The sequence below is a fragment of the Fundidesulfovibrio sp. genome, assembly GCF_058402725.1.
The window spans coordinates 1-11,325 of the sequence record NZ_JBZVFJ010000125.1 but is presented as its reverse complement, the minus strand read 5'-3'; the positions used below and the strand labels follow the sequence as shown (position 1 = coordinate 11,325).

The 11,325-nt window shown below is 69.7% G+C and carries 10 protein-coding genes; 6 read left to right on the top strand and 4 right to left on the bottom strand.

Annotated elements, in window-relative coordinates; all coding sequences use genetic code 11:
• Positions 1–822 (top strand): methyl-accepting chemotaxis protein (locus ACV4UX_RS14610; RefSeq protein ID WP_491594013.1); only part of this gene is annotated, 822 nt, incomplete at its 5' end.
• A 372-nt stretch (positions 823–1,194) separates the two neighbouring features.
• Here the strand turns inward: ACV4UX_RS14610 and ACV4UX_RS14605 are convergent.
• From ACV4UX_RS14605 to ACV4UX_RS14590, 4 genes are all read right to left on the bottom strand, one after another.
• Positions 1,195–2,025, bottom strand: a complete 831-nt coding sequence (locus ACV4UX_RS14605; RefSeq protein WP_491594012.1) for an ABC transporter ATP-binding protein — start codon at positions 2,023–2,025, stop codon at positions 1,195–1,197.
• Positions 2,022–2,861 (bottom strand): ABC transporter permease, encoded by an 840-nt coding sequence (locus ACV4UX_RS14600; RefSeq protein WP_491594011.1) that lies wholly within the window; start codon positions 2,859–2,861, stop codon positions 2,022–2,024. Before ACV4UX_RS14600 ends, ACV4UX_RS14605 begins: the two co-directional genes overlap by 4 nt.
• A gap of 12 nt (positions 2,862–2,873) precedes the next feature.
• Complete coding sequence (locus tag ACV4UX_RS14595) at positions 2,874–3,839, bottom strand: ABC transporter substrate-binding protein (protein ID WP_491594010.1); 966 nt, start codon at positions 3,837–3,839, stop codon at positions 2,874–2,876.
• 208 nt (positions 3,840–4,047) lie between these two features.
• The gene (locus tag ACV4UX_RS14590) at positions 4,048–5,601 is read right to left on the bottom strand and encodes a sensor domain-containing diguanylate cyclase (protein WP_491594009.1); all 1,554 of its coding nucleotides are present in this window, start codon (positions 5,599–5,601) and stop codon (positions 4,048–4,050) included.
• Positions 5,602–5,763: 162 nt separating this feature from the next.
• Here ACV4UX_RS14590 and ACV4UX_RS14585 point away from each other — a divergent pair, with 162 nt between their 5' ends.
• The 5 genes from ACV4UX_RS14585 to ACV4UX_RS14565 all read left to right on the top strand — a co-directional run bounded on the left by ACV4UX_RS14585 (position 5,764) and on the right by ACV4UX_RS14565 (position 11,182).
• Positions 5,764–6,780 (top strand): diguanylate cyclase domain-containing protein, encoded by a 1,017-nt coding sequence (locus ACV4UX_RS14585; RefSeq protein ID WP_491594008.1) that lies wholly within the window; start codon positions 5,764–5,766, stop codon positions 6,778–6,780.
• A gap of 16 nt (positions 6,781–6,796) precedes the next feature.
• Positions 6,797–7,888, top strand: coding sequence for a glycerol dehydrogenase (locus ACV4UX_RS14580; protein WP_491594007.1), 1,092 nt, complete (start codon positions 6,797–6,799; stop codon positions 7,886–7,888).
• 101 nt (positions 7,889–7,989) lie between these two features.
• Positions 7,990–9,399 carry a guanine deaminase gene (gene guaD, locus ACV4UX_RS14575; protein ID WP_491594006.1) on the top strand — a complete coding sequence of 470 codons (1,410 nt, stop codon included), beginning with the start codon at positions 7,990–7,992 and terminating at the stop codon, positions 9,397–9,399.
• A gap of 311 nt (positions 9,400–9,710) precedes the next feature.
• A complete protein-coding gene (locus ACV4UX_RS14570; RefSeq protein WP_491594005.1) occupies positions 9,711–10,556 on the top strand; it encodes a response regulator in 846 nt (281 codons plus the stop codon).
• A gap of 290 nt (positions 10,557–10,846) precedes the next feature.
• Positions 10,847–11,182 (top strand): hypothetical protein, encoded by a 336-nt coding sequence (locus ACV4UX_RS14565; RefSeq protein WP_491594004.1) that lies wholly within the window; start codon positions 10,847–10,849, stop codon positions 11,180–11,182.
• The last annotated feature ends 143 nt before the right edge of the window (positions 11,183–11,325 follow it).

Sequence of the window (11,325 nt, the reverse complement as noted above, 5' to 3'; positions counted from 1 at the left end):
TCGGCCTCGGCCCAGAGCCTCTCCCAGGCCACCACCGAGCAGGCGGCCGCCCTGGAGGAATCCTCGGCCTCCATGGAGCAGATGTCCTCCTCCATCAGCCAGAACGCCGACAACGCCCGCCAGACCGAATCCATCGCCGTGAAGGCGGCGGGCGACGCCCGCGAGTCCGGCGCGGCCATGGTGCAGACCGTGGCCGCAATGAAGGAGATCGCCCGGAAGATCTCCATCATCGAGGAGATCGCCCGACAGACCGACCTGCTGGCCCTCAACGCGGCCATCGAGGCCGCCCGGGCTGGCGAGCACGGCAAGGGCTTCGCCGTGGTGGCCGCCGAGGTGCGCAAGCTCGCCGAGCGCAGCCAGCAGGCCGCCGCCGAGATCAACACCCTTTCGGCCAGTTCCACGGCCGTCACCGAGAGCACGGGCGAACTGCTGAACCGCCTGGTGCCCGACATCCAGAAGACCGCCGAACTGGTGCAGGAGATCAGCGCCTCCAGCACCGAACAGAACTCCGGGGCGCTCCAGGTGAACAAGGCCCTCCAGCAACTGGACCAGGTGGTGCAGCAGAACGCCTCTGCCTCCGAGGAGCTGGCGTCCACCGCCGAGGAGCTTTCCTCCCAGGCCGAACAGCTCCAGAGCGTGATCGGCTTCTTCCAGGTGGAGGGCGGCGGCCGGCAGGCCCCGGCCCGCAGGATGGTCCAGGGGCGCAAGGCCCCGCAGGCTACCGCCGCGCCGACGCGGGCCCCGGCCAGACAGAGCGGCGGCGTGGTGCTGGCCCTGAACGAGGCCGACGAGGCAGAGTCGAGAGACTTCGAGAAGTTCTAGCGGGCAGAGCCGCCCCACGCTTGTGGGACGGCTCCCCTCGCCACAGGCTGGAAAAATGCTCAACCGGTCCGCCCCGCTCGCGCGGGGCGGTTCGTTTTTAGGGGCCTTCGATCGTATGGCGGCGTCAGGAGGCGCGGCGCCAGGGCGGTATCGGGCGGCCGCGCTCGTCTCGGCGGAGAGGCCGCACGTCCGTGGCGGCCCTTGACGCGTTCATCCGGCTAGCAGCCCGTTGAATAAATCGATTCTTGCAGCCTGTTCAAAAAACTCGCTGGCAAGGCGCAGGGAAAAAGCCAAGCCCGAAGCGTATTTCTCATACGTGAGGGTTTGGCTTTTTCCCTGCAACGCAGCCAGCGAGGATTTTTCAAAAGGCTGCTAGGGGGCGTCGTCCCCGGCCGCGCGCTCGGCCTGTTCGTGGCGCATCTGCTCCTCCATCACCAGCCCGGAGAGCTCCCGGGCCAGTTCCGCGAAGCGCGGCGAGGCCGGATCGCGCGGATAGGGCAGCTCCACGGGGACCACGCGCTTGATGGTCCCCGGCCGGTAGGTCATCACCACCACGCGGTTGGCCAGCAGGATCGACTCCTCGATGCTGTGGGTGACGAAGAGCACCGTCTTGCCGCACTCCATCCAGATGCGCAGGAGTTCGTCCTGGAGGTTGCGCCGGGTGAGCGCGTCCAGCGCGCCGAAGGGCTCGTCCATGAGGAGCATGGGCGAATCCAGGGCCAGCACGCGGGCGATGGCCACGCGCTGGCGCATGCCGCCCGAGAGGTGCTTGGGGAAGCGGTCGCGGAAGTCCTGGAGCTGCAACTTGCGCAGCAGCGCGTCCACGCGGGCCTCGATCTCCGACCGGGGCAGGCCCTTGATCTTCAGGCCGAAGGCCACGTTCTGGGCAACGGTCATCCAGGGGAAGATGGCGTACTCCTGGAAGACCATGGCCCGGTCCGGCCCGGGACGGGTGACGGGAACGCCGTTGGCGGTGATGGAGCCGTCGTAGGGCAGGGCGAAGCCCGCGATGGCGTTGAGCAGCGTGGACTTGCCGCAGCCCGAGGGCCCCAGGATGCACAGGAACTCGCCGTGGCGCACGTCCAGGTCGATTCCCGTGAGGGCCAGCACCTCGCCGTCCCTGCCGGGGAAGCGCTTGCCCACGCCGCGCAGGACCACGTCGAGGGGCGCGCCGGGGGCCGTTGCCGCGTCGAGGGCGCTCATCGGCCGCCGGCCCCCCGGTGCCAGCGCAGGAGGTGGGCGTTGAGGCGGTCCATGCCCGTGTCGATGGCCAGTCCCATGAGCCCGATGGTGAGCATGCCCGCGATGATCTTGTCCGACCAGAAGAACTCCCGCGCCTCCAGGATGCGGAAGCCCAGGCCGTCGTTGACGGCGATCATTTCCGCCACGATCACGCAGATGAAGGCCACGCCAACGCCCACGCGCAGCCCCGTGAGGATCAGCGGCGTGGCCGCGGGCAGGATGATGCGCGTGAACATGGCGGCAGGCCCGGCCCCCAGGTTGCGCCCCGCGCGGATGTAGATGCGGTCCACCTGGCGGACCCCGGCGATGGTGTTCATGAGCACGGGGAAGAAGGCCCCCAGGCTGATGAGGAAGTAGGCGGGCGGATTGCCCAGGCCGAACCAGAGGATGGCCAGGGGGATGTAGGCGATGGGCGGGATGGGCCGCAGCACCTGGAGCAGCGGGTTGAGCAGGTTGTACACCCGCTCGAAGGAGCCCATGGCCAGCCCCAGGGGCAGGGCCAGCCCGGCCCCGATGGCGAAGCCCACGGCCACGCGCACGGCGGTGGCCAGGGCGTCGTGTGGCAGCTCGCCGGAGAAGGCCCAGGCCAGGGGGTTCATGCCCTGGGCCAGGGGCGCGGCGGGGCTGGCGTAGGCCGCCCAGCGCCGGAGCACCTGCCACGGCGAGGGCAGGATGTGCGGGTTCACCAGCCCGGAGACGGCCGCCAGCTGCCACAGCGCCAGGAGCGCCGCCGGCACGGCCAGGGCCCGCGCCAGGCGCGCGGCCAGGCCCGGGGCGTAGAGGTCCTCCTTGCCCATTCGGACGGAGCCCTACTGGATGCCCAGGTCTTTCCTGGCCTTGGCCAGGAGGTCCAGCTTCACGAAGTCGGCGGCCTTGGGCGGGCTGGCCAGCTTGCCGATGCCGTACTTGACCATCATGTCGATGGTGGTCTGCACGTGGTCCACGGTGACGTCGTAGCTGAAGGGCGAGTTCTCCAGGGCCTGCTTGTAGTCCTCGGCGGAGAGCTGTCCCTTGAACATCTTCTCGCGCACGTAGGCCTGGGCCTTGTCGGGATTGTCCAGGAAGAACCTGGTGGCCGCCACGAAGCATTTGAGGAAGCGTTCGGCCACGTCCTTGTTGGCGTACATCTTCTCGGTGATCACCAGGGTGCGCACCGGCTCGCCCAGGGGGGTGTCGTAGGGCTTGATGATCTCCGCGCCGAACCCCTGGCTCAGGGCCTGGGAGGACTGGGGCTCGGACTGGCACATGGCGTCGATGTTCTTCGAGAGCAGGGCCTGGTTGATGTCGGCGTAGGCCATGTAGACCAGGTGCACGTCCTTGTCGCCCTTGTCGGAGAAGGTGAGGCCGTGCTTGTCCAGCTCGGCCAGGAGCACCAGCTCCTGCGCGCCGCCCCGGGCCACGCCCACCTTCCTGCCCTTGAGGTCGGCCACGGAGGACCACTTCATGTCCGCTCGGCCCACGATGCGCGCCCCGCCTTTGGCGAACCCGGCCACCACCAGCACGGGCACGCCCGTGGCCCGGGCGGCCACGGCCCCGTCGGCCGCGCTGGCCGCAGCGTCGATCTCCCCGGCGATGATGGCCGGGATGATGTCGATGCCCTTGGGGAACACGCGCTCCTGGATCTCCAGGCCGTATTGCGGCGCGATCTCCTTCATGTAGGCGATGGCCCCGTAGTGGGCGAACTTCAGGTTGCCCAGGCGCACCACGTCGGCGGCCGAGGCGCTGGAGAAGGGGACGCAGAACAGGACCAGCAGGGCGACGAGGATGCGCGGCACGGTGATTCCTCCCGTTGCGGACGGATTGAACGAGCCCGGGCTTAACAAATCTGTCGAAATCATAGGAAAGCCGACGATTTCTTTCCATACACGGCGCGGCCTCCCGCGTCAAACGCGAGGCGCGCCGGGAACGCGGCGGCGGTGCGGCGTGATGCGGGCGCGGCCCGGAGCGGCCGGTGCGGCGCGCGGCGGGCGCGGCGGGAGCAGATCAGGCGGCGGGCTGGTCCGGCCCCTGGCCCTCGATGCGGTTCCTGCCTCCGGCCTTGGCCTTGTAGAGCAGGCGGTCGATGCGGCGCAGCAGCTCGCGGGGCTCGCAGTCCGGCCCGGGATGTTCCGTGAGCACCCCCAGGCTGGCCGTGACGCCCCCCGGCGCGCCGGGAATCTCCAGGGCCTCGATGCCCCGGCGGATGGCCCCGGCCACGCCCATCGCCCCTGCGAACCGCGTGGCGGGCAGGATGCAGACGAACTCCTCCCCGCCGTAGCGCGCGGCCAGGTCGCCCGCGCGGGACGCCTCCCGCGCCAGAAGCGCACCCACGCGGCGCAGGCACTCGTCGCCCGCCACGTGGCCGTGGGCGTCGTTGAAGCCCTTGAAGTGGTCCAGGTCCAGGAGGATGAGCGAGAGGGCCGCCCCGGTGCGGGCGTGCCGGGCGCACTCCTCCGCCAGGGCCTGGTCGAAGCGGCGGCGGTTGGCGATGCCGGTGAGCCCGTCCGTGACCGACAGGGCCTCCAGCTTGCGGTGGGATTCCTCCAGCTCCTGGCGCGCCCGGCGGCTCTCCGTGATGTCGGTGAACATGGCGAAGGAGCCCGTGAGCGTGCCCGAGGCGTCGTGCACGGCCCGGGCGGAGACGGACATCCAGCGGGGCTCCCCGTCTTTGCGCAGCAGAAGGGCCTCGCTCGCGCCGTCGGGCGGCCCGCCCGGCGAGGCCTCCTCCCCAGGGGCCAGAAGGTCGGCGTAGCAGAGCCCCGGGAGCTCCCCGGGGTGGCAGCCCAGCAGCTGGGCCATGCGCCCGTTGGCGAAGACCACCGCGCCCTCGCGGTCCATGGAAAGCACGCCCTCGTTGGCCGTGTCCACGATGAGCCGGTACTGCTCCTCCTTCAGGGTGATGGAGCGCTCGGCGTCGCTCAGGGCCTCGTCGGCCTTCTCCTTGGCCAGGAGCAGCATGGCGAAGCCGCTCACCAGGAGCATGCAGTAAGTGGCCAGGGGAATGGCCCGGAACGTGGCGGACCGGAACTCGTGCGGCGCGCCCGGGGGGGAGGCGGCCAGCCAGAAGGCGTGGGAGGCGAAAAGCAGGGCCATGAGCAGGAAGCACCCGCCCAGCAGGCCGCGCAGGGCGCGGCGCTCTCCGGGCGCGGCCAGGAGCGCCCAGGCGGGCAGGCCGTAGAGCGCGGCGTGCAGGGCGAACACCAAGGAGGAGCGATCCCCCGACGCCAGCAATCCGCTCAGGACGCACAGGGCGCAAACGGCCAGGGCAACGCCATGGCGCAGCCGCGCCGAAGCCTCGCGCCCGATGAGGTGGAGCACGGCCCAGGCCTCGCCCGCGCAGCCCAGCAGCAGCGGCAGGTTGGCCGCGAGCACGGCGGCGGGGTCCGGCGAGGGGCCGAAATGCCAGAGGCCCAGGGAGCCGAATCCCTGGAGGAACTTGGCCATGGTCCAGTAGGGGATGCGCCGCGCGTGGGGCATCCCGGCCTGGAAGGCCAGCAGGATCGCCCAGACGACGAACGAGCCGAGCGCGAGCAACAGTAGAACGGTACGCGTGTCCATGAGCCACCACGGAAAAGACGATGACCGGGTTTCTCCTTAGGGGACGCGTGCGGGCCTGTCAAAGCTTCAGGCCCGCCGGGGCCTTGCCCCGGAAAGAACGGAAGGCTATCGGGAAGTGTCCGCAAGCGACGGGCCGGTCAACGAAGCCGACAGGGGGGACCGATGAGTGACGCGGGACGCCATGCCGACCTCTCACAGGACGTGCTGTATTCCATCATCCAGACTCAGACGGAGGTCGCCCGGCTCGGGCTGGACCTTGGGGCCATCATGGAACTGGTGGCCGGACGGGTGCAAAGCCTCACCCACGCGGCCGGCGCCATCGTGGAGCTGGCCGAGGGCGAGGAGATGATCTACCGCGCCGCCACGGGGCTGGCCGCCGGGCAGCTGGGCCTTCGCCTGCGGCGCAAGTCCAGCCTTTCGGGGCTGTGCGTGGCCGGAGGACAGGTGCTCGCCTGCGACGACTCCGAGACGGACCCCCGCGTGGACCGCGAGGCCTGCCGCAAGGTGGGCCTGCGCTCCATGGTGGTCGCCCCCCTGGTGCACGGCGAGACGCCCGTGGGCGTGCTGAAGATCGTCTCGCCCGATCCGAGCCGGTTCGACGCGCACCACGTGCGCATCCTGGAACTGATGTCCGGGCTTATCGGCGCGGCCATGTACTTCTCCGCAAAATACGAGGTGCAGGAGCTCTACCGCCTGGCCACCCGGGACAGCCTCACGGGGCTGGCCAACCGCGCCCTGTTCTACGACCGCCTGCGCCAGTGCCTGGCCCAGGCCGGGCGCAACGAAAAGCCCGTGGGCGTGCTCAACTTCGACCTGGACGGCCTCAAGAGCATCAACGACACCCACGGTCACCGCGCCGGGGACGCGGCCATCCGGGAGGCCGGACAGCGCGCGTTGAGCGCCGCCCGGAGCGCCGACACCGTGGCCCGCCTGGGCGGGGACGAGTTCGGGGTGATCCTGCCCGACGTGCCCGACCGCAAGTGCGCCGAACTGGCCGCCACGCGCATCGCCCGGGAGATCCGCAAGCCTTTCCATTTCGAGGAAACCCGCCTGGCCCTGGACGCCAGCATCGGCCTGGCGCTCTTCCCCGAGGACGCCCGCGACCTGGAGGACCTCCTCGAAAAGGCCGACCGGGCCATGTATGGAGAAAAACGCAGCCGCAAGGCCGCCGCAACCTGACGAAGGGAGCCGACCCATGATCACCACCACGCTCTTCCCCGGCCGCTACGTGCAGGGGGCCGACGCCCTGGAGCGCCTGGGCGACGAACTGGCCCGCCTGGGGGACCGCCACCTCCTGGTGGCCTCCCCGAGCCCCCTGGAGCGCCTGGTCCCCGGCCTGCTGCCCGGGCTCGCCCGGGCCGGGGCCGTACGCGCCGAACGCTTCGGCGGCGAGTGCACCGACGCCGAGATCGACCGCCTGGCCGCCCTGGCCCGGGACTTCGGCGCGCAGAGCGTCTGCGCCCTTGGCGGGGGCAAGACCCTGGACGCGGCCAAGGCCGCCGCCGCGCGCCTGGGCCTGCGCGCCGCCGCCGTGCCCACCATCGCCTCCACCGACGCGCCGTGCAGCTCGGTCTGCGTGGTCTATTCCGAAGCCGGGGAGTTCCGGCGCGCGGACGTGCTGCCCCGCAACCCGGACCTGGTGCTCGTGGACACGGCCGTGATCGCCCGCGCCCCGGCGCGCTTCCTGGCCTCGGGCATGGGCGACGCCCTGGCCACCTGGTTCGAGGCCGAGTCCTGCCGGGCGGGGCGCGGCCGCAACATCCCCGGCGGAACGGGCTCCATGACGGCCCACGCCCTCTCCCGCCTCTGCTACGAGACCGTGCGCGACTGGGGCCCACAGGCCCTCACGGCCTGCGAGGCAGGGGTGGTCACGCCCGCCCTGGAGCGCGTGGTGGAGGCCAACACCCTCCTGAGCGGCCTGGGCTTCGAGAGCGGAGGCCTGGGCGCGGCCCACTCCATCCACAACGGCCTGACGGCCCTGCCCGCCGCCCGCGCGCGCCACCACGGCGAGAAGGTGGCCTTCGGCGTGCTGGCCTCGCTCTTCCTCACGGACAAGCCTGCTGCCCTCATGGAGGAGGTCTACGCCCTGTGCGCCGCCCTGGGGCTGCCCGCCACCTTCGAGGCTCTGGGACTGCCCGGGATCACCCCGGAGGAGCTGGAACGCGTGGCCCGCAAGGCCTGCGAGCCCGGGGAATCCATCCACAACGAGCCCGTGGAGGTCTCGCCCCGCGCGGTGCTTGGCGCCCTGCGCGCCGCCGACGCCCTGGGCCGCGCGCGCCGGGCGTAGCGCGTCCCCGGGAGACGGCAGGGCCGCTTGGCGGAAGCGCCCGGCGGTGTTATAGTATGAAAGATGGACCTTTCCCGGCCACACCCTCACGGAGGACCACCATGACCGGCGCGACCCTGGCCGTCCGAGGCTGCTTCTTCGACCTCGTCGACGACCCATGGAAACACCCCGGCGAGGAGCACAAGGCCGCGCGCTTCCTCCCCGACGGCCTGCTTGTGGTCCGCAACGGCGTCATCGACGACTTCGGACCCCACGCCGAGGTGGCCCCCCGCCATCCCGGCATGCCCGTGACCAGCATCCCGGACCGGCTCATCCTGCCGGGTTTCATCGACGGGCACGTCCACTTCCCGCAGACGCGCGTGCTGGGGGCCTACGGCGCCCAGCTGCTGGACTGGCTCCAGACGTGGGTCTTCCCCGAGGAGCGCAAGTACGCCGACCGCGAGTACGCTCGCGAGGCCGCCCGGCGCTTCTTCGACGCCCTCCTGGCCGGGGGGACCACCACCTGCCAGGCCTTCACCACATCGAGCCCCGTCTCCACCGAGGAGTTCTTCGCCGAGGCCGCGCGGCGCAACATGCGCGTGATCGCGGGGCTCACCGGCATCGACCGCTTCGCGCCCGAGGACTGCCTCATCAGCCCGGAGGCCTTCTACGCCGAGTCCAAGCGGCTCATCGGGAAGCACCACCGCAAGGGGCGCAACCTCTACGCCATCACCCCGCGCTTCGCCCTGGGCTGCACGGACGCCATGATGGAGGCCTGCTCCCGACTCAAGAAGGAGCACCCCGACTGCTGGATCAACACCCACATCTCCGAGAACCCCTCGGAGATCCTCGCCGTGCGCCGACAATACCCCGACTGCTCCGACTACACCCGCGTGCAGGAGAAGTACGGGCTGCTCGGCCCCCGGTTCACGGCCGGGCACGGCGTCTGGCTCTCCGACGACGAGATGCGCCGCTTCTCCCGGGCCGGGGCGGCCATCTGCTTCTGCCCGCTCTCCAACCTCTTCCTGGGCAGCGGCCTCTTCCGCCTGGGCCGCGCCAAGGACCCCGACAACCCCGTGCGCCTGAGCCTGGGCAGCGACGTGGGCGGCGGCAACGCCTTCAGCCTGCTCCGCGTAATGGAAGAGGCCTACAAGGTGGGCATGTGCAACAACACCCTGCTCGACGGCTCCGTGAACCCCCGCGAGCAGGACCTGGCCGAGGCCGAGCGCAACAAGCTCTCGCCCTACCGCGCCTTCCACCTGGGCACCCTGGGCGGGGCGCACTCCCTCTATCTGGACGACGTGCTGGGCAACTTCGACAAGGGCAAGGAGGCCGACTTCGTGGTCCTGGACTGGAACGCGGGCCAGACGGCCATGGCCTGGAGGCAGTCCCTGGCCGTGCCCGGCGGCGCGCCCGCCGACGTGGAGGAGGCGGCCCGGCTCCTCTTCGGCATCATGGCCGCAGGCGACGACCGCAACGTGGACGAAACCTGGATCGCCGGGGCGCTCGCCCACAAGCGCAAGCCCTCCTAGTGTTGCGTCCTCAAAATCCGTCCATGCGGACTCTTGAGGCAATCATGCAAAACCATTGATTTTAATTTTGAAAAACATTTCATGTTTTTCAAAATCACGACACGAGTGGCGCGATTGTGGAGAACAGGAAGTTGTTTTTCAAAATGAATGGAAATGTGTTTGGCTGGCAGCCATGAAAATCTGTACGGAAGAGTTGTAAGGACACGACACGCGAACGCGCCGCAGGAGCGTTCCGTCGGCGTCCCCCCGTACCCGCCTGCGTCCGCAGGCCGGACGCAACCGGGATGAGGCAACAGGAGGCGCGCAGGCCCATGAACACCGACCACCGCATCGCGCTCATCGAGCCCTCGGAGCGCATCCGGCAGGCTCTGGCCCGCAGATTGCGGGAAGCGGGCCACAGGCGCGTGGCCGAGGCCGAGTCGCCCGAGGCCTACGCCCGAGAGGCGCACGGGGGCGAGCCGGTGGACCTGGCCGTGGTGGACGTGGACCACGGCGGCATGCCCGACCTGTCCGTGCTGGAGTCCCTGCGCCGCCAGGAGGCCTTCCGGGGGGCCCGGGTCCTTGCGCTCGCCGGACGCCAGGGCCTCGCTGCCGTGGACACGGCACTGCACGGCGTGTCCGCCGTGCTGGCCAAGCCCTTCTGCGCCTCTCTCTTCACCGAGACCGTGGACGAACTGCTGGGCGTCGTCCGCTCCGCACCGCAAACGGCGGCCATCGCCTGCCCCCCCGGTGCGGACCACGAACTCTTCGCCGAGGCCCACACGGAGCACGAACCCGGCCGAGCCTCGGTCACCGTTCTCGTGGTGGACGACTCCGCCAGCATGCGCCACCTTGTGAAGCAGCACCTGGCACACATGGGCTTCGCCCAGGTCGAATGCGCCGCCAGCGTCAACGAAGCCCTGGACGTGCTCCGTGCGCGTCGCGTGGGGCTCATCCTCTCCGACTTGAGGATGCCGGGACGCTCCGGCCTGGATTTCCTGGACATGGTGCGCTCCGACCCGGGCCTCGCACGCCTCCCCTTCGTGCTGGTCTCCAGCGAGAGCACCCTGGAGAACGTCTTCCAGGCCGGACGCCACGGCGCATCGGGCTTTCTGCCCAAGCCCTTCACCCCCGCCGCGCTGGAACGCGCGCTTGCCCGCGCCCTGCTGGAGCCCTGACGCGGGCAGGCGTCCGCCAGCCCACCGGCCGGAAGCCGGAGCGCGCCGCCGCCCTGTCTCCGCGAACGTGCCGCCAGGCCGCGCCTGTCCGGCCCCCTGCGCAGCCCCCGCCCGGAGCGCCGGTGGACCAAAGGGCGCATGCGTTTCTCGCACGTTATTTCATGCCGCTCCGCAATCCGTTTTCTTGCCCTTTCATGCAAAGGACAAATCAAACGTGTTCTTTTTGCTTGACCGGAGACATACAATAGATACCATCCATCCAAGCGAACAAATCACCCGGAGGAATCCATATGCCTGCTGTGAAAGGCCAGAAAATCGAAGCCAAGTACGACGGCGAAAAACTTTACGCGCTGATCAAGGAAGGGAAAAGCGAAAAGGAAATCATGCTTGAACTCGGCATCCAGTCCAAGCCGACGTTGAAGAATCACCTGTTCAAGCTCATCCAGGAAAAGAAGGAATACCTCGCGATTGCCGGCGCTTCCACCCGCACCAGAAGCACCTCCCCCGTCTGCCGGGGCGGCAGGATCGTGATCACCGCCAACATGCTCGCCGGCATCGACATCCAGGAGGGACAGAAGTTCCGGCTGGAGAAAGGCGAGACCGGGCTGTCGCTGATCCCGGTGTAGAGTTCCCCGGGCCGGGGCGCGCCGTACCCCGGCCCCCCTCCCCATGGGTCCGGCCTTGCCCGGAAAGCCCACGCCGGACGAACCCTTCCATTCCATCGCGACACTAGTGTCGTGATTTTGAAAAACATGAAATGTTTTTCAAA